We start from the raw sequence: 23,633 nt of genomic DNA, 5'->3' as shown, positions 1-23,633 counted from the left end.
AGAGGATCAGCTTCGCCGGCAAACCCTCTGTTTCAGGTACTATTAAGGTAAATTATCCAATAGTGTGGATAGATCGGCTAAGGTATACGTAGTCAGTGAACTCACTACTTCCAGGTGATTGGCTGTAATGGTAGAAGGAATAATGGCCGCTTTAATGGCATTGTTTTCGAGGTCAATAACAATAAAATGCACAGGCATCCCAACCGGAAGTTTGTAATAATCACCGGTAGTGAAAACACCGTTGGCAAACTGGTAAATCCCGGCTAATGTATTAGAACCGTCGACAGAGACAAAAACACGGGTATCAGAAGTTGAGATACCGGAAGGCAGTTGCACGTTGAGTTTAGACAGCGGGCCTGTAGTAGACATGAAATAATCCAGGTTCACCCAATCCGTTGAATCGCTGAAAAGGGAATAACCGTTTTGAGTGATATTGACAAATGCAGAATCTGCCTGTGTCCAGGTCAGCTGGTTGTTTGCAATGGCACCGTAAAACACACCCATTTGAGGAGTCGTTCCGTTTGGAGCAGGTGCATCGATGCTATAACCCATCCCATTTGCCAGGCGGAGTTTTTGACCGTTTTGTTTTGCAACGATGTTAAACTGTCCTCCGGAAATCAGCGGGCTAAGTCCTGTGCCGTTTACTCCCATCGTTTGTTTATTCAGTAAAATCATATCCTTTTTACCATAAATTTCAACCAGTTCGATTTGAATGTTACCGGTTACCGGAGCTCCGGAAGCTGTAACAAATGAATTGGCATAAAAGTGAACAACGGTTCCCTTGCTTCCCGTGATGGATTGATTTTGTCCGGCGTCGATTGTGAAGGTCTGAGTAGCATTGTTCAGGTTCGTTTGAAAGAAAGACGAAATTCCGGAGCCGGAAGTTGGCGGAGTAGTTGTATTTGTCGGATCAGGATTGTCTTTTTTACAAGAACTGATCAAAACCAGCATAGCTGCCGGAATAACTAGTGATGCGATTTTTAGTCGTTTCATAAATCTGTTTTTAAGCATTTTAAACAGAAACGAAATACGGATTGAAAAAGGGGGGGAGGTTTGTCACTTTTTTGATTCATTGAACAAACAGGACGCAAAAATCCCCGGTCATTGAGTCCGCCGAGGCGGAAAATGCCGGGGATTTAAAATCAAATCTTTTCGATTGTCAGATAATCCGATTTATTCGGTTCATCTTTATCCAGGTCGTACAGTGTCACTTTGGAATCGGAATAACTTTCGATATGCCAGTCGTCCGACAATGATTGGTGCGGAGAAGGAACCGACAGGTTAAACTCCAGGTCACTGTCGTCTGAAGAATGATCGTCATCCTTGGATTCTTTCTTCACGCTCCAGGTTCCTCCATACGAAGTTCCTCCCTGTGTCAACACTACTTTTCCATCAGAAGTAAAGGTCAGTACGGCACTGGAATAAGAAGTGGTTTCATCATCGCCGCTGTCGATAAATTTCGTGATCTTCCAAGTACCTTCCGTTACGGTTTTTTCAACCTTTTTGATGTCTTTTTTCTTGCACGCCGTTAATCCGATCAACGCGATGCCCAATACCATAAGAATTCTCATTTGCTCAACTAATTGTAAAGGGCAAAGTTAAGCGAATCTACAGAAGAAATCAGTTCGGACCGACCAGAAAATTAGTTGATGCTTTGAATCTTAAATCCGGAACCCCGATTCACCAGTGTCACTTCCACAGAAAGCTCACTCTTCTCGTATTTCAAAAGATACGGAAGTTTGACAGTGGTAATACCGTTGGTGATATTCGTATTAAATCCCATCGTTTTTTTGGCAGAAAGCAATTTACCTGCAGTATCATTTTTTCCCAATCGACTTATCTGTTGCAATTGAACATCGGGGTCAAATCCGGCACTAATGAATGTGTTTGCCTTTTTGAAATCGCCTTTAATCAAAAGCTTGAAAAATTTAGTAGCGGTTTTTTCCGCAGCATCCGTCGACCCGCAGGAAGCGAATAAAAAACTCATTCCCACGAAGAGAACGAACAAGGTTAGAGATCTTTTCATAGGTCTAAAATAAAACATTTCGACTTTAGTTTTGAATGATTTAATACAAAAAGTTACCACTAATCCCATTTTTTTGTTACTAATCACAATTTTGGCATTAAACACATCGTAATCGCTTACTTTTAACGAAAAACCCGGTTAACCGATGTATCGCATAATTACACTCATTGGCATCTTTTTCTGTTTTTCACAGGCATTTGCACAATCACAACAGATTCGTTTTTCATTTGCAGAAAAAGAAATTCCATGCGGTGAAATTCCGAAACAAGTGGTGCTTTCCGTACCGCTTGACGGGAAAGACAGCGTGCTGCTGAAAGAAACCTTTTCGGATTGTACGAAATTGATTGAAGTACCTAAAATTCCGGGAGTGTATTCGTTTACAATCCGCACACAACTCTATCAGCCGATTCTGCTGAGTTTTGAAGTCGGTCCGAACACACCCGATACCATTGATTTGGGCGAACTGGTTTTCAAAGACGATGTGGCACAATTGGAAGAAGTAACCGTCACAGGAATTCAACGCCGTTTTATCAAGGTCGATGCCGACAAAACAACCATTACGGTTCAGGATAACCCGGTTTTGACGGTTAGCAGCATTTACGATGCGATTTTAAAGATCCCGGGAATTGTACCTTATCCGGGCGGCGGATTTGCGGTCAACGGACAAATGGCCAGTGTGTATTTTGAAAATATTCCGAGTAGCTTGTCGACCGATGATCTGATGAACCTGCTCAAAAGCCTGCCGGCAACATCGGTAGAAAATATCGAGATTATCTCCAATCCGGGCGCTTCCTACGATGCCAATGTGAGCGGGGCTGTCATCAACATCAACAGCATTTCGAAAGCAACGAAGTGGATGTCCGGAACCCTTACGCTGAACTACGGATTGAATCAGAACAATAAAACATCTCCCTCGCTGGTCTTGAGCGGACGGCGTTCCAAATGGAGCTGGCAGTTTCAAACCGGAATTTCCTATAACGAACGCTCGCTCCGAACCACCTCCGAACGATCCTACACCTCATTCAACCCGGTTGCGAAAATGAGTTCCGAGCGCAAGGAACAAATCACCAGTGACTATTTCTACTGGAAACCTTCGCTCACGTTCCGCTTGAACAAACATGCTTCGCTCATTCTGAATTACAACGGTTCGGTCAGTAATTGGCTTACAAAGGGCGAAGGATTGACCTACAGCCAGGAGATTACTCCGGTAGTTTCCTTTCAAAACACATATTCGCAGAAAGGATCGAACCTGAACAACGAATTCATTGTGAAATACCGGAATAACTTCGATACCCTGAACCGCGTGTTGAGTTTCACGGCGTATTATTCGGACAATGTGGGAAATAACCTTCGGAAAAATATGCAGCGTGTTTCCGAAACGGATGATTACAGTTTGTTGAAATACCAATCGGGATTGAGTCGCTTTTATGCGCGTGCCGATGCGGAAATTCCGTTTCCGAAGATCAAATTCAATGTCAATGCAGGATTGAAATACAGCTACCTCTTCAACAAGAACCTGGGATCATACAACCTGCAAAATCCTTCTGCGGCCATTTTTGACAATCCATTCTATATCTACAGCATTGATTATCGTTACAACGAAGACAACCTGGCGGCCTATGTCGAACTGAAAAAAGGATTCGGTAAAAAAGTGTCCGTCGGTGCAGGACTACGTGCTGAGAATTTCACGCTGAACGGAAGAGCCAACGGTTCCACTTCTCTGACGCGCAATTATTTCAACTTGTTTCCATCGTTCAACGCCATTTACCGCATCACGCCGGATATCAACCTGATCGGAACCTATTCGCGCAAAATCGGGATTCCGTCATACAGCCAGTTCGACCCGAACAACAACGGGTATTACGATTCTTACAGTACTTCTGTGGGGAATTCCCAGCTGAAGCCGAATTTTTACGACAATGCAGAACTGAAATTCAGCGTGTTTGATTACATGCAGCTTTCCGCGCATTATACGCATTCACAAACGCTGAATCTGACAGAGGTAATCGTGGAACCCAACTCTCTTCAAACCGTTCAGACCTTTAAAACGTACCAGAATGTGAATTCCATGAGTTATTTCATGTCGATTCCGGTTCCGTTCGGCATTTTCAAACAGGGAATGGATTTCTTCAATCACCCGGTAGACATCGACAAGATTTCATTCCTGTACCTGTACGGAGAACATACCAAAACGTACATCGACGGTTACAACTACCTGGGAAAAAACAAAGGAATCTGGACGTTCGGGGTGTATTCACAGTTCATTCTTCCGTGGAAAATCCGCATGAATGTGGATTACTACATTGCCAACCGCGGGAATTACCAGATTTATACTTACCTGAAAAACCGCACTGCGCTGGAAGTGGTTTTCAGCAGGGAGTTTTACGACAAAAAGCTGAAGACTTCACTTTCCTTCCAGGATATTTTCAATACCGAACGGGATGTGACCCGCGTGGCATATCCGAACCTGAACCTGGACGGCTACACGAAATGGGACACGCGCATCATTTGGTTTAAAGTCTCATACTCGTTCGGACGCTATGAAAAACCGGAGTCAGATGGGCCTGCGATTCCGCAAAGAGGTGATTCGGGAACACCATGATGAATGAAAAAAGCGCCATGTCTAAACACAGCGCTTTTTATGAATGTTTATTCTTTGCGTTCTACGCATCTTGGTTAGCGTTTATTGAATTCAACGCAAAGCCGGTTTTTTCTTTCATTACAATGCCTTCAAAGCCGCATCGTAGTTTGGCTCGTCCTTGATGTCCGGAACCAATTCGGTATAAACCACCTGGTGATTTTCATCCAGAACTACGACCGATCTTGCGTGCAATCCTTTTAATGGCCCGTCAAGTAATTCCAGTCCGTAGTTTTTCCCGAACTCACCGTCTCTGAAATCAGAAAGTGTCACCACATTTTCAATTCCTTCAGCTCCGCAGAAACGTTTCTGAGCGAAAGGAAGATCGCGGGAAATACACAAAACAGCCGTGTTTTCCAGGGAAGATGCCTTCTTATTGAATTCGCGTACAGATGCCGCACATGTTCCCGTATCAATACTCGGGAAAATGTTTAAGATTAGTTTTTTTCCTTTGTAAGTGTCCAATGAACTTGTTCCCAGGTCTGAGTTTACCAATGAAAAATCTACAGCCTGAGAGCCTGTTGCAGGTAATTCGCCATTTGTGTGCAGAGGATTTCCTCCTAAAGTTACGTTTGCCATTTGGTTGTCTTTTTTGAGTAAACTAAAATAGTGTTTTAATTATGAATTACGAGTTCCGAACGCCCATTTTTGTCCGTTCGAGTCCCGGGACATCCGGGATATCGGGACTGACTGGAAACAGGAGTTGAAAATAATTACGAATTACGTCCGCCCCGGCGGAACGAATTACGAATGCCGAATGAAAATAATCTTGTTTTGGAATTAGGAATTAGGAATTAGGAATTAGGAATTAGGAATTAGGAATTAGGAATTAGGAATTATTTTCACCGCTTTCGTCATTTCGCGTTTTCCCGGAGGGCCTGGGAGAGAAGTCACTTCGAAACCAACCGCTTTCAGGTCGCGCTTCACTTGCCCTTTTGCGCAATAAGTCACCAAAACACCACCTGGACTCAGCCAGTCGTACATGTTAGCGAAAATTTCCACACTCCAGAGTTCGGGCTGCACTCTTGGGCCGAAGGCATCGTAATACACCAGGTCGACGCTTTCTTTTTGGAGTTCCAGTTCCTGGATCTGCTTCCCGATTTTTTCCAGAACGAAATGCTCCGAAATTTCACGGGGAGTATTCCAGTCCGCCCGGTGCATAGCTTGAAATACCTCCAGGGCTTCTTCATCCGTTGTAAAAGAGGTGTAATTCATGGCTGCGATTTCCTCTTCCGTGGGCGGATAAGCTTCCAAACCGATGTAATGCACATACTGATTGCGCTTTTCCGAAGCAAAATAGGTTAGCAGGGCATTGAGTCCCGTCCCGAATCCCATTTCGAAAATCGTCAGGTAATCTTCTGTTTTCGGATTCAGACCGTGTTTGATAAAAACATGCTGTGCTTCCTGCAAAGCTCCATGGCTGGAATGATAGTGTTCGTTCCACTCGGGAAGATAGATCGTGGTAGATCCGTCTGCTGTTTTGACCAATTCGCGTTTCATCTTACAAAACTAACTAAAAGTGAGCATTGAAAAAGGCAAAATTGAAAATGGAGAATTGACAATTATGAGCGATCACCTATCAAGCCCTAAAAGACCTTTTACCTTTTCAATTCTCAATTCTCAATCTGCGCTCTGAGAGATACATTTTACCGAATAGTAAAGTTGTGTTTTTTTTCAACCGAAAGGAATCTGTAATTTTGCGCCATGAGTGAAAAACAAACAAGAGGCTTAATCTTTATTTTAATAACCATTTGCATCGATTCAATCGGTTTGGGAATCATTATTCCTTCTTTGCCGAGCCTGATCGCGGATGCAACGCATTTGTCCATCAACGAATCGTCCAAATATTCCGGAGTGGTATTGGCGACTTATGCTTTCATGCAGTTTTTATTTTCACCACTGATCGGAAACCTGAGCGACCGTTTCGGACGCCGGCCAATCATCCTGATGTCGCTTTTGGGACTCGGACTGGATTACGTATTCATGTTCTTTGCACCGAACCTGGCCTGGCTGATCTTCGGAAGAGCTGTTTCAGGAATGTTCGGCGCGAGTTTTACTACGGCAGCAGCTTATATCGCAGATATTTCATCGGATGAAAACCGGGCGCGAAATTTCGGTTTGATCGGGGCTGCTTTTGGAGTCGGATTTATCATCGGGCCGGCAATCGGCGGGGTCGCTTCCGAATTTGGAATCCGTGTTCCGTTTATGGTAGCGGCATTTTTGTCTCTGGCAAACTTCATTTACGGGTTGCTGTTTCTGAAAGAATCCTTGCCGGTAAGCGACCGACGAAAGTTTGAGATTGCACGTGCGAACCCGATCGGGGCGTTGGTTCAGATTGTACGTTTCCCGAAATACCGCGGTTTGTTCGTGGTAACCTTCATTGTATTGTTATCGAACATGGCTGTTCATTCGGTTTGGAATTACTATACGATTGCCCGTTACGGTTGGGAGACCAAAGATGTTGGGATCTCGCTGGCAGTGGTTGGGGTTTGCTTTGGAGTGGTGCAGGGAGCTTTATCCGGGCCGATTGTAAAAAGAATGGGAGAGAAGGGAGCCGCAACGCTTGGGTTGATCATCTTGTGTATGGTCACTCTTGGAATCGGACTGATTCCGTATGGCTGGATGATGTACCTGATTATTTTGCCGTATGCGTTCTCCGGAATTGTAGATCCGAGTATCCGTTCCCTGGTTTCAAGCCAGGCAAAAAACAACGAACAGGGGGAACTGCAGGGAATTTTCACCTCGCTGATGAGTTTGGCAGAAATGACCGGACCGATCTTCATGATGTGGATTTTCTATAAATCGGTTCCGCTGGCAGAAAAGAATGCCATTTTCTACGGAGCCCCGTTTTTCGTAGCGGCAGCTTTGGCTGTAACAGCATTGATCGTATTGCGCTATGTCTTTCGCCAAATTGCATTTAAACATGCGGAAGGAGTCCTGGATTCCAATCTGGAGGGACTGGAAGAAATTGCTGAGAATTAAAAAAGCCCCGGTCATTGAGCGGAGTCGAAATGCCGGGGCTTTTATCTTTCATTTACCCTGCTAATCCTGCGGGTTTTCTTCAAATTCCGTACTGCTTTGCGTGCTTTGTTACATGCTGAAGCATTTCAACGTATATTACCTAACCATACTCTATATCTCCATGTGGGCAAAGCAGGAATTTTACGGCCTTGAAGAATTATCCTGAGCGATCGGATTATCTTTTACCGAAAATTGCGAAAAGATCGATAACGCTTACTTGTTGTGCTAACCAGTTTATCATCTCCTTTTAGTTTTGATTGTTTCCTCAAAAATGCACGTTTTTCTGCCTTTTTCTATTGTCCGTTTTTGCATGGAGTTGTAAGCGGTTAAAAATCAGTTCAAATGGTCGTATAAAGTGATTGCAATCAATTAATTGATGTATCAATTGTTAACTTTGTAAAAGTGGTAATCTGTTGACTATGAATAAGATTTTACACCCCGAAGACAGTAAGGCAATTGACAAACTGATTGTCTACATGAATGAACATTCGCATGAGCATTTTGATGTTGCAAAACACGCCCGGATGATCGGTTTTTCTGTTTCGAAACTCAACAAAAGTTTTAAGGTTTATATGGGAATCGGGCCGGCGGCTTATTTCAGGAACCTGAAGATGGAGAAAGCGAAGAAATTATATGAAGATCAAAGTTATACCTGGACAGAGATTAGTCTGCTGTTTGGCTATGCCGATCTGGCGTCTTTCAGTAAGGCATTTAAAAGAATTCATGGTTTTTGTCCGCGCAATGCAACTCAAAGCTCTTAATTCTCGTCCTGATAATAACTCAATTTATCATGTACTACAACAATACTATAAGCAACGTGGAAAAGCTGGATTCTATAATTTTTTATAAGATAGATAGAGCCATTCGCACCTATCGACAATTTGCCCAGGCCAGACTAAAAGCCTTGGGGCACCAAATTACCATTGACCAGTGGCTGGTCATTAAATGCCTGATCGAAAACCCCCGGATTCAGCAAAATGAAATCTCGGAACTCGTTTTCAAAGATGCTGCATCCGTAAACCGGATGATCAACCTGCTGGTTGAATCCAAATACCTGAAGCGCAAGATCAATAAATCGGACCGCAGAAAGATGGATATCCTCGTGACCAAGAAAGCAATGGACGCGATCGATGAAATGGACAAGATCATCCCGGATAACCGGGCTGTTGCCCTCAGCGGACTCACTTTGGAGGAAATGCAGGTGGCAACTAAAGTGATGACACAGATAGCCAGTAATTGCAGAAAATAAAAAAATCCCCGGCATTTCGACTTCGCTCAATGACCGGGGATTTTTAGTTTAATTACGTTGGTGTTATTCCAATACGAGTGTCAGCTTGTTAAAGTCTGCTGCCCCGTTAATCACTTTTTCGTATAATTCGTATTCTGCAACCGGGTAATTCACTTTGTTGTAGAATTCGCGGATTGTTACGATCAGTTGGTTTCCTTTCATTTCGTAAGAAGAAACAAATCCGGACTGCAATGCAGGCTCGTCGTTCGTCACGATATTGATGTTCAGAACCTCCGGGTTTTTCACCGTAACTCCTTCCGGAATATTTACGATGATCTTTCTCACGTACTGACGTGTAAACTGAGTTGAAACAGGCTGTTTGCGCGCTTCTTTGTTGTACATTTCAGCTTGCGGCCCGATCAGCATCCCGACTTTCAGCAGGGTTTTTGTTCCTGCTTTCTCGATGAAGTTTGCACCCGGAATTTTTCCTTTGGCAACGAATGTTTCTTTTCCGGCAACCTTGCTGTTGTCATTTTGGAAAGTAGCATCTGATAACTTCGCATCTTCATCCAGGTAAAGTAACACGTCTTCTTTCAATTCTGTTTTCTTCGCTTCATCCTGAACGAAGTCAAGGATGAATTGCGGGAACATCGCCTTGTAGCCCGACAATTTGCGTTCGATCTCGATTGTTGGTTCCGTCAAACCGGCATCAAAAGTTACGATCGTGTTGATCTCATCAATCGACTGTTCGCTTTTCGTTCCGGCAATGTATTTTACTTTTCCAACTCCGAAAGCCTGGTCGCCCACGATGCGCTCTTCGATGAACAAGCCGTTGTTGTTCGTGCATTCGTATGGTGGGAACCCGATTCGGGAGAACATTCCCGGAGCCCAGTATTTCTGAATGTCGCTGATGTAAATCAGGGTTTCATCCAGGAAGTTGTATGCTTCGTAATCAGTCAGGAACGGGTTGTTTTCTCTGTCTGAAGTCAGAACGACCTCGAATTTCACTTTCATCTCTTTCAGACAGGCAATCATCAGTTTGATCATCCCGGTTTCATTCGTAACCTTTTTGGTCAGGATATTGTCCAGGTTGCTGATTCCTTCGAAGTATTCTTCCGTTACTCCGTATTCAGACTTGAGTTTGTATTCCAGTTCGCGCAGTTTCGATTCCAAATCGCCTTTTCCAAGCGCTGATTCCGAAACCAGTGCCGCGATTTTCTTGACAGATTTTTTTGAAACCGGTTCAAACAGGTTGGAGTGTACGTTTTTGGAAACGTTCAGATACGTGTACAAGTTCGATTTTCCGCTGGAAGTATTCTTCTGCAGCTTGTAGTAGCACTTCATCAAATTGGCATTGTAGGCGCTGGATTCTTCGTCTTTCAACCCTTCGATGTTGGAAGCATTGATGAAGTTTCTGTTCACGTCCGTATTCAATGAATCTTTGATGAAATTGGGCATTCCATTGATGGAGTGAAACATGAATTCCAGGTGTTTCGGGCAGATGATATCGTAATCTACTTTCTTTTTATCGATTCCCGACTGCATGTACATGGTTGCTCCGGTCAACGTAGGTTCTTCGCTGATGTAGTGCAGGTATTCGATATAACTTCCTTTTTCCAGACCTTCCAGTGCAAAATAGCGGTATTCTACATCTCCGTTTTCGTCTTTTGATTCCTGGATATCGGATTCTTTCAGGTTGATGATTTTTCCGTCCGGCTTGATTACGCGTGCTTTCTGCTTCAATACCGTAGAACCCGGTTTGTTGGAAATGTACACTTTGTTGTTGCGTTCGATTCCGGCATCCGTGTTAATCAATTCAACACTGTGCACCAATACCATCTGGTAAAAACCGTTGTTGTATTCCGTGAATTCGATACTGCGCTTTTCGAACAGCATGATCTCGTCTTCCAGTTTGTCTTTATCCGACACTTCCCATTTTTCAGGAGTGCTTTTCCAGTCGTAGTTGAAATAGACTGGAGATTGTGCCGTGGAAAAACCGGCAGCTAGAACAAATAATAGTCCTGTGATAAGGTGTTTCATGATTATTTTTTGCGTTTAAGTTCAACTGTTTCAGAAAGTGCTTTTTTCTTCTGGGCAATGAATTTGTTCCATTCTGCAAACTGAGAAGGATCCAATACCAGGAATTTCAAAGCAACATTCATATTCAGGATAATTTTAGAATCCTTCTGTTCGTATTTCACATCGAAATCTACAATATCCGAATGATAGGAAACCGGTGCAGGCAGGTGGCTCACCGTGTAGTTTTGAGGAATTTCCAGCTCTACCACGTAGGTATCATGTGATTCGTGATCCAGTTCGAAAGGAGCTACACGTGTTTCCTTCAATTCATTCTGATACGTAATGTTCTTGTTCAGAATCATGTTGATGTAGATTTCATCATCCAGGCTGGTACAGTAGTTCTTACAGTTCCAATCCATGTTCATCACACCAACGGTATCACGTTGCAAGACGTTTTTCATGTTCCCGGAAGTCACCACGAATGAATTGTTTCCACGCTGGTTGATGCTTGTCAGGAATTTGTTCTGATCCTTGGAAAGCACATCCTTCGCGTAATTCCCGATCAGGGTATGGTAGTACCCGTCGATAGTCACCATGGTTTTTCCTACCAGGTCTTTTCCTTCGATACGAATGTTCGAATGATCGTAAACGGTCGAATACTGTTGATCTCTCACCGGGATTGTTGTCAATTCATACTCCGTTGGACTGATGTGCAGGAGTGCTTCTTTTCCCTGGATAAACCCGGTTGAAGCATTCATCGTCTGGAACGAATTGGTTGCATCGAGGAAATAGAACTTGCCATTTTCCTTGTAGGTCGTAATCATGTGGTTGTCGCACATCCCACTCGGAAATTCACTGTACTTAAACGGAAGATCCCGCGAACCTACCCATGTCAGGTAGCTTGGAATGTTGACTGCTTTCAGCATGGAATAGATCAAAGAAGCCATGTCTTTACAGTCACCGTAACGTTTGTCTACCACCAGATTGGGCTGGCGCGGAACGAATCCACCCATTCCTTCTTCGAAAGCAATGTATTTCACATGATCCTGTACCCAGTAATAAATAGCGCGCACTTTATCGAGGTTCGCCGTCAAGCCGCGGGTAATCGAATCCGCAATCCGCGTGATTTCCGGGCTTGGTTTTTCGTTGACCACTTCAGCCACGTTCGGAGCATAGTTGTTGTGCAAATCCTCCAGGCTTCCGCCTACATTTACCTTCTTTCCTTTGTAGTTGTAATAAGCTACCTGAGCCAGGATTTGAGGCGCATAATAGCGGATGTTCGGAGCATTTTCTTCCGGTTTCAAAAGCAGTGCCTGATCGCACGAATAGATCGTGGTGCGGATGTTTTTGGAAATGGTTTCCTCTTTTTTCAGTTTTACCTTATCTGTGTTGTATTCTTTCAACAACAAGTGAATGGAAGTGTCTGAAATGATTTTAAGCGTCGGATTTTCGGTCGGAGTGTAATCAAAGAACACGTATCCGAACGGAAAGTCAAGCCTTTTCATGGTGATGTCGTAGGAAAGGTGGCGCAATGCACCCTCTACCAATCCCGGGAATACGATCACGGTTTCCTTGCTGTCGTCGTGGAAAATTCCACGGTCGGCTTCCGCATCGCGGGTAAACATGTTGTTCGAAACCACTTTTTTCGTTTTGTCCCCGGACGGAATCAGGGAATAAGCCTGAATATTGGATACGGTTTCGAACGAAGAGAAATCGATCATGTCTTCCGAAAGCATGCTTGCCCCGTTTTTGTCGATAATCAAATCTTCGTATTCGAAGTGGTAGACCAAAGTCGGAACTCCCTTGACGTATTTAATGGTCACCGTGCGTTCATGTTTGGTTTGAACGACGTGGTTTCCCGGGTATTTTGCCTTGTAAGACGCCAGTATTTCGGTTGTCTGCCCCTGGGAAAAGAAGCAGACGAAAACGAAATAAATGAAGAAAAGGGTTCTTTTAGAATTTTTGAACTTTAACTGCAACATCTCCATAATAAGTTATAATTCGGGTTAATTTCCCTTCTGAGTTGTATTCTTTTGCTTCACCGTGTAATTCGCCGAAACGGTAGTTTGCTTCGTAAATCAGTACACCGGCGTTGTTGTATTCCAGGTATTTTCCGTGAAGTTCGCCTTTCACATAATCCGCATCTTTGGTTTTCTTGCCCTGTTCGTTGTATTCCAGGGATTTTCCGTTTTGTTCTCCGTGCAGGTAGTTTTCGTCTTCTGCCAGTTTCCCGTTTTCATGATACGTGATGTAGTGTCCTTCGATCAGTCCGTTTTTACGGGTGTGCTCCATGGATTTTTTTCCGGTTTTGTAATAACACACCACTTTCATTTCGTTACCGTTCAGTTCAACCGGCTTCACTGTTTTACCTTCTGCGTTCAGGTAAGAATACGAAGTGAAAATTCCCTGGTTGTAGTAGCGGATCATCATCAATGAACCGTTTACATCGAAGTATTTTACTTCCCCGTGTCTTTCGTTGTCCAGGTGTTCTCCGGAGATCAGGACTTTTCCTGTTTCGCTGTAGAATGCAAATTTACCCTGGCGCTCGCCGTTCACATAGTTGGTTTCGGATTCCAGCGTTCCGTTATCGTGGTATTTTTTGTCGAATCCGTCAATGTTTGCATTGAGGTATTTGGTTTCATGAGTCAATTGACCTTTGTCGTTGTACCATTTCCAAACACCGTCTCGGTCTCCGTTTCGGTAGTTTCCTTCACAAGTCAGCACGTTGTTGATGGTAAACCATTTGAAGTTTCCGTCAGCAGTACCGTTTTTGTAGTTCCCGATGAATTTAACGTATGTTCCGGTAGGATCTTTCAACTTGACTTCGCCGTTGTATTCTCCCATCTGACCCAGGATGTTTTCTGTCGTGTCGAACTGCGTATGCGCAATGATACGTCCTTTGTCGTATTCATCCATTGCATCCAGTTTTCCTTCCACGTCGTATGAAATCTGGTACCCTTGCTTGGTTCCCTGCACATAGAAGTTTTTGTAGCTGAAGCTTCCGTCGTTGTAGTAACCGATCCATTGGTCGTCGTATTCGTCTTCTGAGTAATATCCTTCCGAAGTCAAATCACCGAAGATGTTGAATGCCTGGTACAAACCGTCGCGCTGACCGTCTTTGATAATGCTGAAGCTCTCCAGCTGACCGTTCGAATAGAATTCTTTCAGGGTATCAGTCAATTTTCCGTCTTTGTATTTTTCCAGTGTGGTCATGTTTCCATAACGATCGTAGTACTTCCAGTCTCCGGAACGCTGATCATCTACAAACTGACCTTCAACAGCTTTCTTCCCGTCAGGGTAGGAGCGGACATAATCGATTTTCTTTCCTTTTTTCGTTGCCAGAACTTTTGCCGTTCCTGCTTTGTCGTAATAAGTAATCGTCTTCAATTCTCCTTTGGAAAACTCCAGTTCTTCGTATTTTTTTCCGTCCAGGTCATACTGCATGTTGATCCCGTTTTGTTTTCCGGATTCATCCAGTTGCATAGAGCTTGCTAAAGTCCCGTTGGAGTAGAATTTTTCGAATTTTCCAACCTCATTTCCGTTTTTGTACGTTCCCTTCTTTTCTACTTTTCCGTCGTAGTAGTAAGTCACGTATTCTCCATCGTATTTTCCATTGACGTAGTTGTACTTGGAAGAAATCTGTCCGTTCGGGTAGTATCTGGTGCGAAGTCCGCTGATGCTTCCGTTTACGACCTTGAATTCGTCTTCTTTTGCCCCGTTGGAATGGTATGAAACGTAATTTCCGTCACGAACCCCCATTTTATACGTTGATTCTTCTGCAAGCTGCCCGTTGGAGTAGTAGTATTGGTGAACTCCATTCTCTTTCCCGTCTTTCACAAAATAGCGTTCTTTCACGGTTCCGTTTCTGAAGAGGTATACGACGGAGTCCTGCTCCACCTCGTTGACCATTTTGTATTTGAGGTACGGTTCCCCGCTAAAATAGTAGATGTGCTGGATTTTCTCATTCGGGTTGGAAGTAAACTCAACGCGGCGGCTGATATTTCCGTCAAAATCATTGTATACTTCCCATGTTCCGATCGGTTTTTCGTTTTCACCGAACTGGGCACGCATTTTCAGCAACCCGTTTTTATGGTAGATGTAGTAATTTCCAATTGTTTGTTTCTTGTCATTTTGTCTCCCGATTCCTTCCAGGTGGCTGGATCGGTAGTCTACATTTACCCACTGCTTTTCTCCTTCGAATTCCATGAACTGGTTAGAAGTAGCTTCTTTGTATGCCGTTTTAGACCAATCGTAGAACGTTTTGATCTTCGACATACGTGGTTTAACCATCGATTGAATTTCCTGGCTTTCAAAAGAAGTCAATGGAACCATACAGAATTGGTCGAGCATTTTTGCTTTCCAGATTTTCTCAAAGAACGGCAGGTAGTGCTGGTTCCAGAAATCCATATTCGCTTTATCGTAGCTGTTGTTTTTTAGGAACAGGTGCAGCTGCTTTCCATATGCAGTCGGAATCGAGAATTTCGCTTTGTAATTATCCTGGAGTGCAATTTTGTTCTCGAAAAGCAAGTTATAGTCTTCGTAGTTATCCGGACCGAACAATTCTTTGATGTTTTTCGGATCTTTTTCAAAAGAACCGTTGGAGATGCGTTCAATGATTCCGACGATTCCCGGAGTTCGTGAATCATCTGGATTCAACCAGGTAAATGTAAGCAGTGACAACATCGCCTGGTCATACAACCCTTCGTTTGCTGCCAGTAGCCCAAGTGCCAGGTGACTGTTTCCGTGGTACACGTTGCTTTGAATCGCCTGCATGTAATCACTGATTGCCTCCTTGTATTTTTTCTGGTTGGCATAGGTGATCCCGCGGTTGTAAAGCAAGTTGTGCTGGTATGGGTACATTTTAAGCCCTTCGGTGTAGACGCGGATCGCTTCTTCTGGCTTTTTGTTCTGGTCGTAGCAGTTTCCAAGCGTTAAGTAAACTTTCTGCTTAAAATTGAAACGGATTTTGTAATCCAGCAGGTCGGTCAGAATCCGGGTTGCCTCCTGGTAGTTTTCAAGCTCCATATTGCTGAGTGCAATTTCATATTGAGCCAATGCATAAGCCGTATCGTTGATGTTGATTTTTTCGTACTCTTCGATGGCTTGAGCGTACTTTTTATTGTCGTGTAATTCAATTCCGCGTTCGATGACGTCTTTTGCGACAACTCTTGAAATGTTTTTTTGCGCAAAAAGGCCTAGCGGAAAAAGGACAGTCAGGATTAAAAGTTTTTTCATAATCAAATAACTTATTGAAGTTTAGGTCTATTACTTGTATGTAGATTGGGGGTAAATTTAATATTTTCTATTGATTTTGAATATTGTCTGAAAGAAAAGCATCAGAAAATTCTTGTGTCTCAGAACGGCTTAATGTGGTCTTTTTCCAGGACAAAACGCTGACTCCTTTCGAATAATGAGCCAGGAGCGTATCGTCAGCCCGGAGATTGATGTCACCGAGTTGATAGTTTGTTTCCGCCTGTTCAAGTTTCACATGCTTTAGTTTCCATTCGGGGTGGTGAATGTCGAAACGGAAAAAATCACCTCTGCGATCCAGGTAAAGGCAATAGCGTTCCGTGAGCCAGAGATCAAGGGCTGTTTTATCGCCGATGGTTTCAGAAATAGAAAAGCGGGTATCGAGCCGGAAGCCTTTGGTGTTGTTTACCGAATGATACCTCCCCGGATCGAAACGAATGGACGCTTTTTCATATGGAAGTCCGGAGAGTTTTCGTGCAACCCATACCGAAAGTGCTTTTTCAGCTTCGATGTTCAAAAAGTAAACGCCTTTTTTGTTATCCATGTCAATGTAGGTGCGCACATTGATTTCATGAAAGTCTGAAAGGAATTTGACTGCCGGAAGATTTCGCGGCCGGATTTGCTGCATGGAGAATGCGACCAGCGAAATGTAGTATTTTCCTTCAAAGTTGTCCAAAGTAAGAAATTCCGGAACCAGTTTACGTAATTTCTCAAAGGGAACTTCCCAATGAAAGAACAGCGCATTGTTCCATTCCTGGTAATACTGCCATTTCCCGGAGGGAAGCGGCCAGGGCCTGTGCTGTGTTTGATTTAAGATCTGCTGAATAGCCGACATGATTATGGAAGATTGATTTTGATGAATTTTGATTTAAGTTGTGTTCTGTGTAATGAAGGTATCAATTGAAAGTTACGAATTTATTTATGTTCCGGAATATGAAAGATGAAATTAGGATTTATTAAGAAGCAATTTTTAGTTGATCACATCACTTTTTCCATTTTCCCATTGTGTTTCCTCAGATGTTCCGAACTATCCTTAATTGAGCCTTTGTAAAATGAATCTGTAGATTCTGAATAGAGGATGTATGCGCAACACATGAATCGTCAGTTTCTACAAACAAGAGCAAGCACTGCTTGTGATGGATTGCCTTGCAAAATTTGCAAGGCTTTTTTTCTGTGGGAGGGTTTACTTCCGAAGAGTGTGCGGATCGGAATGAGGGGATGGGATGTCCGCCCCTCCCGATTGCGATGCATCGGGATGCTCTGAAGTAGCTGAGCGGATCAGTTTCTGAATTTTTATTTTGGACTTCCATGCTTTAATTTGCTTCTCGTAAGCAAGTGCTTCGGATTTTGAATCGAAAGGTTTTAGAAATACGATTTTCCAGTCGGAAGCCTGGTTGGTGAATCCCTTGTTTTTGGAGTTATGCTTTTTGAGTCTTTCAGCTGGGTTCTCTGAAACGCCGGTATAGAATTTATCTTTTACAGAAGAATAGAGGATGTAAGCGCAACACATGAATAGTAAGTTTCTACAAACAAAAAAGCCTTGCAAAATTTGCAAGGCTTTTTTCCTGTGGGAGATGAGGGATTCGAACCCCCGACCCCCTGCTTGTAAGGCAGGTGCTCTGAACCAGCTGAGCTAATCTCCCGTTATTTTTTGTTTTCTGAGCTACCGTTGTGTCTCATTTGTGAGTGCAAATATAGGGGGTTATTTCGTTTCTGCAAGCGGTTTTCGAAAAAAAAAATCAAAAAAATCATGAATTAAAAAGAAGGAGCCGAAAATTAAAATGGTATCTTCCTTGTTTGCAGAATCTTGTGCGCTTTTCAAAGCATCAGAAGAAAATTGAAAAAAAATCGCGTTTTTGAATGTTTGCCCCGTTTTTTCGCGCAAATTCTCCAATGTGATGCTCCGCGGATTGGAGAAGGTTGTGAAGTAAAAATGTGCTTCCGGAGGCAAAATTTTCAGAATGGAGTCCAAATCTTTATCGGAACTGGTACTGTAAATACAATGAAGCTGACCTTTATTTAAAGAAGAAACGGCATTCATGAGTGCTGAAATCCCTTCTGCGTTGTGTGCACAGTCTGCAATGATGAGCGGTTTTTCAGAAATAATTTCCATCCTTCCGAAGAACCCGGTGTTGCTTTTGAGGTTGCGGATTCCTTTTTCGCGGGTTTCACGGTCGCACGCGAAGCCTTGTTTCAATAACAGATCGCAGACTTTGGAAACAATGCGGTAATTCCCTGTTTGGTATCCAATGATTTCTTTCGGGATCGGAGTTCCCGGATCAGGGATTACAATCTCAGTGTTATTCTTGATGACAGCCTCCTGGAATACCGGGAAGGTTTCATCGTCAATTTCCCCGAGAACGACCGGAACTCCTGTTTTGATAATACCGGCTTTTTCAGCAGCTATTTCAGCGCGCGTATTTCCGAGAATCTGTACGTGATCCAACCCGATGTTGGTAATGACCGATACCAAAGGTGTAATGATGTTCGTGGCATCAAGTCTTCCACCCAGGCCAACTTCTGCCACTACGATCGTACACTGGTTTTGAGAAAAGTATTCCAAGGCCATCATCCAGGTGATTTCAAAGAAAGACGGCTGAATATTCCACTGGTGATTCCGTACTTTTTCGCAAAAATCAATCACAAATTGTTCTTCTACCGGAATTCCATTGATGCGGATGCGTTCGGTGAAGTCGAAGAGGTGAGGAGAAGTGAACAAGCCAACCTTTTCATTGCACTCCGTGAGGATGGAAGCGAGCATGTTTGAAACGGAGCCTTTTCCGTTGGTCCCTCCAACGTGGATGAAGCGCAGTTGTTTTTCCGGGTTGCCGAAAAAAGCACTGAGTTCTTCAATATTTTTTAATCCCGGATTATAAGCCTGGGCTCCTAAATGGTGGTAGGCAGGAAACTGCTGAAACAACCACTCAATCGTTTGAGAATAATTCATGGTATTATTGCGCTTTGAAGCTGTAGGTAATGGTACCTTCTTCAATTGGTTTTTCGGAATATTCGAAGCGGGATTTCATAGCGTATCTTTCAGCCAATTCCACACAGCATGGATTGGCAGATGCCGGAGCCTGGGATTTTGCCCAGTATACATCGCCGTTTGAGTTCACTTTTACCTTTACTACAATGGTTTCGGAAATTCCTTTTCCGCACATATAGCCCGGAATTTTAATATAGTCGTCGTTTTTCTGGAATGCTTTTCTGCCGTTCAGGTTGTAGCTCATCATGGTGGAGCCTTTCACACCGGTGTTTGATCCGATATTACCACCGTTTCCGCCATCCTGTTTTTGCTGCTGTTTTTTCTTTTCTTTTTCCTCACGTTCCTTATTGCGTTTCTCCATTTCTTTCTGGATTTTTTCGCGTTCAGCAGCTCCGCCGGCCATATCGAATTGTTGTTTCTCGAAATCGTAGATGGATTGCTCGGGAGTTTTGGGTTTGGTCTTTTCTTTCGGTACGCTGGCAGGTTCCGAAGCAGAAGACTCCGTCGTTTCCGGGTTTGGTTCCGGTTTTTCGCCACCATCCTGTGCCTGCGGCATTCCGTCACCGTTTTGTCCCTGGTAATTGAACTGACTCGGAGGAGTTTCTTCCACGTTTTGATTGTTCAGGGTAAACTGCGTGGTGTCGGAAACTTCACTGAAGGTCATCGTGTTGAGTCCTTCGTAATTATTGACAATGACTTTGACGTAGACAGAAAGAATGCCAAGCACAACGATCCCGAGTGTGACAAACATCAGGATCACCGGCTGACGGGTACGCATTTGGTATGCTCCGTACTTCTTGTTCCGGTTCGCAAAAATGGTTTTGAAGTTACCAGCCTGAAATTCTTCCCATTCACTATTATCCACGTATTGATACAGTGAAAACAGAATAATGAGTATAAACAGAATATAAACGAACACCATAACCCCTCTCTACTAAACCAGTCTAAATCTACAAGTAAAAAGTGAAAGAATCGATCTTTTTAAGCCACTTTAACGAAAACTAGTTGGCTGTGATGCGAATGGTAATCGCTTGTTTCATGTTCTTCGTGGTCTCCACTTTGTTGAAGCGTGCCTGAGATTCGATTGCCTTGATCACCTGGTTGATCAGGGTCATATCATTGGTGGTAGATGATGCTTTTACATACGTCGGTTTCCCGATAATGCTTCCATCCGGAGCAACGAGTACCGAGAAAACAATCGTACAGTTTTCATCCGAACTGATGTTGTTGGTATTGGGCTTGGAAACCAGGTAGCGGTTTACATCTCCTCCGGAACCTGGCCCTGTTCCTTGTCCATTTCCATCTCCGGTATCATTCCCAATCCCGTGACCTTTTCCACTACCGTCACCGCCGCCGCTTCCGCCTTTACCGGAAAATGGATCTGTAGAAGTGTTTTGAGCACTTGGTGGATTGTTGTTGGGTTTTGTGGTGTTGGAGAAACTGGAATTTCCGGATTTGACATGCGTACTGCTGGAAGATTGCGTCAGCACTTGCTCCATTTGCTCAGGAGTCGTTTCCGTTTTCTGAGCATTTGCAGGTTTTCCGGAACCTCCGCCACCACCTCCAGGTTTTACTTCAACTACTTCCACGGGAATGAGTTCCATTTCCATGTCTTTGTAAAGCAATTGTTCCGGAAGCGGGGGAGTGGGAATCCTGTATCCGAGAAAATGAAGAATCGTTAAAATCAAAACAAGGGCAGATATTGAAATAATACCTGCAATCTTACGGTCTTTGGACTCGTAAGTCTTTTCCATTTCATAACTCAAACTCATAATTCCCGAATTTAATAAATGTGTTATAAATTACCCGGCTTTGGTAGCAATTACAAACTTCAACTGGTGTTTCAGTCCCATTTGCAATAAGTCTATCAATTCCTGGACGTTCAGGTCATACGCAGGACGAAGCACTACGGTTTCATCTTTTCGCAATTTTGTTTCCTGCAATAATCGTACCTCGAGGTTTTCCGGTGCAACTTCTTCCTTATCCAGGTAGTAATGTTTGTCACTGGTGACCGTTAAAGTCAGGTGAGACCCCACTTTGGTATCTGTTTCTTTTGCGTCCGGAAGCGGAACTTTGATCACGTTCGGGTTTGCCAATGTTGAGATAATCAAAAAGAACAAGAGCAAAAAGAACATGATATCACTCATGGAAGAGGATTCTACCCCCGCATGAAATCGTTTTTTGCGTTTTATTGCCATTTTCCTGGTCTTTGGATGATATTGATAAATCCTAAGTTCGTTGACTGAATTTTCAGCGTGTAATTGTCAATCATCGCATTCAGGATGTGGTATGCGGAGTAAGCGATAATACCTACCACGAGACCTGCTCCCGAACTGATCATCTTTTCATACAAACCTCCGGAGATGTTCCCGATACTTACGTTTTCTGAAATGGAGATGTTGTAGAAGATTTTGATTACCCCGGCAATCGTACCGATAAATCCGAAGGTTGGTGCAATCCCGGCAACAAGTCCGAGAACTCCCATTCCTTTTTCCATTTTGGCAATCTCAATATTGGCTACTTTTTCCATATTGGATTCGATTTCCGAAACTGGTCTTCCGATCGTCTGAATTCCTTCTGCAACTACGGAACCGTAAGCCGTTTGGTCGCGCTGTACATGATTCAATGCATCCTGGATGTTTCCTTTTTCCAGGTTCATACGGATATCGTTCAGCAAATTCGGGTTATATACAGACATGCGTCGGATATAGCGGTAACGTTCAATGACCACGTACACGGTATAAAACAACAAGATAATGATCGGGATGATGAATACACCACCTTTCATAACAAACTCCAGCGCGGAAATTTTTTCTCCCGGCACTGCTTTTTCTGCTTCTTCAGCGGTTTTTTCGACAACTTGTGCTAAACTCAAAAGTGGAGTTGCCAAAAGGATAAACGTAAATATTGTTGCTTTTTTCATCTGGTTTATAAATGAATACATGAATCAATTTTCAAAAATACGCCCCAATAACGGATGATTTTCCCTTCACCGGAAGAGATATTCACAGTATTTTGTTTATAGGGCGCGGGATTGTTCGGATTCGTAGCGTATACTCCTATGAATGCAAAAAGAGGCCTTTGGTTACAGGAATTTAGGTGTTTTTTTCGTGGGATTGTGTAGAATAGTTCAATAGTTCAATAGTTCAATAGTTCAATAGTTCAATAGTTCAATAGTTCAATATTGAATTTATCCCCTTTGAACTTTTTGAGTCTTTTGAATTTTTTTCTTCGGTCTGAAACTTAGTTTAAGCCAGATGTAACCGATCACTCCTGCCAAAAGCGATGAAATGAGAATCGCAAATTTGGAGTCGTTGATCATCGTGTGATCCGTAAATGCCAGGATAGTCACGAAAATCGACATGGTGAAACCGATCCCGCCTAAAATTCCGACCCCGAAAAGCTGGCTCCAGGAAGTGCCGTCCGGTTTGTCTGCTATTTTCAGTTTAATGGAAATCCATGTGAAGATGAAGATCCCGACCGGTTTCCCGAGTACTAATCCCATGATAATCCCCAGGCTGGAATTTTGAAAAAGTGCTTTGTCCCATCCCGGGCCAATTGCAATAGCGGTATTCACCAATGCAAACAAGGGTAGAATAATGAACGGAACGGGGTAGTGCAGGGCTTCCTGCAGGCGGTCGGAAGGTGAGTGCTCGTTCTGGTTTTTACCGGATGAAGGAATGGCAAATGCCAGAAGAACTCCGGTAATGGTGGCATGGATTCCGGAATGATGCATGAAATACCACATGACGATTCCCAGTGGAATGTAGATCCACAGAGAGGTTATTTTCAGTTTGTTCAGAATCATCAGACCAACGAAAATTCCAAATGCAATGAAGAGGTTGAGCCAGAAAATGGTTTTGGTATAAAATACCGCTATGACGACAATGGCTCCGAGGTCGTCGATCACAGCCAGGGCGGTGAGGAAAACTTTGACGGAAGTCGGAACTTTATTTCCAAGTAATGACAAGGCTCCCAGCGCGAAAGCAATATCGGTTGCCATCGGGATTCCAAAGCCGGTGATACTGGGTTTTCCGAGATTGATCAGGATGAAAATTCCTGCCGGAATCAGCATGCCGCCCAATGCGCTAAAAATAGGAAGCGTAGCTTTTTTGAGTGAAGAAAGTTCCCCGACCAGGAATTCGCGTTTCAGTTCCAGTCCGACCAAAAGAAAAAAGACGGCCATCAGGCCGTCGTTAATCCAATGTTCGATACTCAATCCTGCGAAGGAGTATTCCCAAAATTCGGTATAGTTTTCTTTGATGGAAGAATTCGCCAGAAGCAGTGAAAGAATCGTGAAAGCAATCAGCGTTAGACCGCTTGATTTTTCGCTTTCGAAGAACTTCCGGAAGATCTGGTTATTTGCTTTTTTTCTTTCCATCAGCTATTTTTTACTTGTTGGTATTCAATTGAATATTCCTGTTTTTTCTTCTGTATTTAAAATGAGCTTAAAACTGTCCTGAAA

20 protein-coding genes and 1 tRNA gene are annotated in these 23,633 nt (G+C 43.4%); 4 read left to right on the top strand and 17 right to left on the bottom strand.

Annotated elements, in window-relative coordinates; all coding sequences use genetic code 11:
- Positions 1 to 42: 42 nt before the first annotated feature.
- From ABDV94_RS13155 to ABDV94_RS13145, 3 genes are all read right to left on the bottom strand, one after another.
- The gene (locus ABDV94_RS13155; protein WP_343747654.1) at positions 43 to 993 is read right to left on the bottom strand and encodes a hypothetical protein; all 951 of its coding nucleotides are present in this window, start codon (positions 991 to 993) and stop codon (positions 43 to 45) included.
- A 149-nt stretch (positions 994 to 1,142) separates the two neighbouring features.
- A complete protein-coding gene (locus ABDV94_RS13150) occupies positions 1,143 to 1,559 on the bottom strand; it encodes a hypothetical protein (RefSeq protein WP_343747653.1) in 417 nt (138 codons plus the stop codon).
- Positions 1,560 to 1,642: 83 nt separating this feature from the next.
- Positions 1,643 to 2,026: a hypothetical protein gene (locus tag ABDV94_RS13145; protein WP_343747652.1), complete on the bottom strand. Its 384-nt coding sequence runs from the start codon at positions 2,024 to 2,026 to the stop codon at positions 1,643 to 1,645.
- 145 nt (positions 2,027 to 2,171) lie between these two features.
- Here ABDV94_RS13145 and ABDV94_RS13140 point away from each other — a divergent pair, with 145 nt between their 5' ends.
- Complete coding sequence (locus tag ABDV94_RS13140) at positions 2,172 to 4,628, top strand: TonB-dependent receptor (RefSeq protein WP_343747651.1); 2,457 nt, start codon at positions 2,172 to 2,174, stop codon at positions 4,626 to 4,628.
- 117 nt (positions 4,629 to 4,745) lie between these two features.
- Here the strand turns inward: ABDV94_RS13140 and tpx are convergent, their stop codons facing one another.
- The gene (gene tpx, locus ABDV94_RS13135; protein WP_343747650.1) at positions 4,746 to 5,243 is read right to left on the bottom strand and encodes a thiol peroxidase; all 498 of its coding nucleotides are present in this window, start codon (positions 5,241 to 5,243) and stop codon (positions 4,746 to 4,748) included.
- Between the two features lie 243 nt (positions 5,244 to 5,486).
- Positions 5,487 to 6,164, bottom strand: a complete 678-nt coding sequence (mnmD, locus tag ABDV94_RS13130) for a tRNA (5-methylaminomethyl-2-thiouridine)(34)-methyltransferase MnmD (protein WP_343747649.1) — start codon at positions 6,162 to 6,164, stop codon at positions 5,487 to 5,489.
- A gap of 204 nt (positions 6,165 to 6,368) precedes the next feature.
- Between mnmD and ABDV94_RS13125 the strand changes: the two genes are divergently transcribed.
- From ABDV94_RS13125 to ABDV94_RS13115, 3 genes are all read left to right on the top strand, one after another.
- Entirely contained in the window at positions 6,369 to 7,646 is a 1,278-nt protein-coding gene (locus ABDV94_RS13125; RefSeq protein ID WP_343747648.1) for a TCR/Tet family MFS transporter, read from the top strand.
- A gap of 458 nt (positions 7,647 to 8,104) precedes the next feature.
- Positions 8,105 to 8,446, top strand: a complete 342-nt coding sequence (locus ABDV94_RS13120; protein ID WP_343747647.1) for an AraC family transcriptional regulator — start codon at positions 8,105 to 8,107, stop codon at positions 8,444 to 8,446.
- 143 nt (positions 8,447 to 8,589) lie between these two features.
- A complete protein-coding gene (locus ABDV94_RS13115) occupies positions 8,590 to 8,934 on the top strand; it encodes a MarR family transcriptional regulator (RefSeq protein ID WP_343747646.1) in 345 nt (114 codons plus the stop codon).
- Between the two features lie 63 nt (positions 8,935 to 8,997).
- On the opposite strand, the gene ABDV94_RS13110 is transcribed toward ABDV94_RS13115, so the two are convergent.
- From ABDV94_RS13110 to nhaA, 12 genes are all read right to left on the bottom strand, one after another.
- Positions 8,998 to 10,953: a DUF3857 domain-containing protein gene (locus ABDV94_RS13110; RefSeq protein WP_343747645.1), complete on the bottom strand. Its 1,956-nt coding sequence runs from the start codon at positions 10,951 to 10,953 to the stop codon at positions 8,998 to 9,000.
- A gap of 2 nt (positions 10,954 to 10,955) precedes the next feature.
- Positions 10,956 to 12,914: a transglutaminase domain-containing protein gene (locus ABDV94_RS13105; RefSeq protein ID WP_343747644.1), complete on the bottom strand. Its 1,959-nt coding sequence runs from the start codon at positions 12,912 to 12,914 to the stop codon at positions 10,956 to 10,958.
- Entirely contained in the window at positions 12,886 to 16,167 is a 3,282-nt protein-coding gene (locus ABDV94_RS13100) for a tetratricopeptide repeat protein (protein WP_343747643.1), read from the bottom strand. Before ABDV94_RS13100 ends, ABDV94_RS13105 begins: the two co-directional genes overlap by 29 nt.
- A gap of 67 nt (positions 16,168 to 16,234) precedes the next feature.
- The gene (locus tag ABDV94_RS13095; RefSeq protein ID WP_343747642.1) at positions 16,235 to 17,017 is read right to left on the bottom strand and encodes a DUF2071 domain-containing protein; all 783 of its coding nucleotides are present in this window, start codon (positions 17,015 to 17,017) and stop codon (positions 16,235 to 16,237) included.
- A 348-nt stretch (positions 17,018 to 17,365) separates the two neighbouring features.
- Positions 17,366 to 17,692, bottom strand: coding sequence for a GIY-YIG nuclease family protein (locus tag ABDV94_RS13090; protein ID WP_343747641.1), 327 nt, complete (start codon positions 17,690 to 17,692; stop codon positions 17,366 to 17,368).
- A 58-nt stretch (positions 17,693 to 17,750) separates the two neighbouring features.
- Positions 17,751 to 17,825, bottom strand: a tRNA-Val gene (locus ABDV94_RS13085).
- A 59-nt stretch (positions 17,826 to 17,884) separates the two neighbouring features.
- A complete protein-coding gene (locus ABDV94_RS13080; protein ID WP_343747640.1) occupies positions 17,885 to 19,129 on the bottom strand; it encodes a folylpolyglutamate synthase/dihydrofolate synthase family protein in 1,245 nt (414 codons plus the stop codon).
- Between the two features lie 4 nt (positions 19,130 to 19,133).
- Entirely contained in the window at positions 19,134 to 20,033 is a 900-nt protein-coding gene (locus ABDV94_RS13075) for a hypothetical protein (RefSeq protein ID WP_343747639.1), read from the bottom strand.
- A gap of 136 nt (positions 20,034 to 20,169) precedes the next feature.
- Positions 20,170 to 20,940, bottom strand: a complete 771-nt coding sequence (locus ABDV94_RS13070; RefSeq protein ID WP_343747638.1) for a hypothetical protein — start codon at positions 20,938 to 20,940, stop codon at positions 20,170 to 20,172.
- 30 nt (positions 20,941 to 20,970) lie between these two features.
- Positions 20,971 to 21,366, bottom strand: coding sequence for a biopolymer transporter ExbD (locus ABDV94_RS13065; protein ID WP_343747637.1), 396 nt, complete (start codon positions 21,364 to 21,366; stop codon positions 20,971 to 20,973).
- Entirely contained in the window at positions 21,357 to 22,112 is a 756-nt protein-coding gene (locus ABDV94_RS13060) for a MotA/TolQ/ExbB proton channel family protein (protein ID WP_343747636.1), read from the bottom strand. Before ABDV94_RS13060 ends, ABDV94_RS13065 begins: the two co-directional genes overlap by 10 nt.
- A 246-nt stretch (positions 22,113 to 22,358) precedes the next feature.
- Positions 22,359 to 23,549 (bottom strand): Na+/H+ antiporter NhaA, encoded by a 1,191-nt coding sequence (gene nhaA / locus ABDV94_RS13055; RefSeq protein WP_343747635.1) that lies wholly within the window; start codon positions 23,547 to 23,549, stop codon positions 22,359 to 22,361.
- Positions 23,550 to 23,633 lie beyond the last annotated feature (84 nt).

This window comes from Fluviicola sp. (genome assembly GCF_039596355.1).
Classification (GTDB): Bacteria; Bacteroidota; Bacteroidia; order Flavobacteriales_D; family Crocinitomicaceae; genus Fluviicola.
This window is presented reverse-complemented; position numbering and strand designations above follow the sequence as displayed.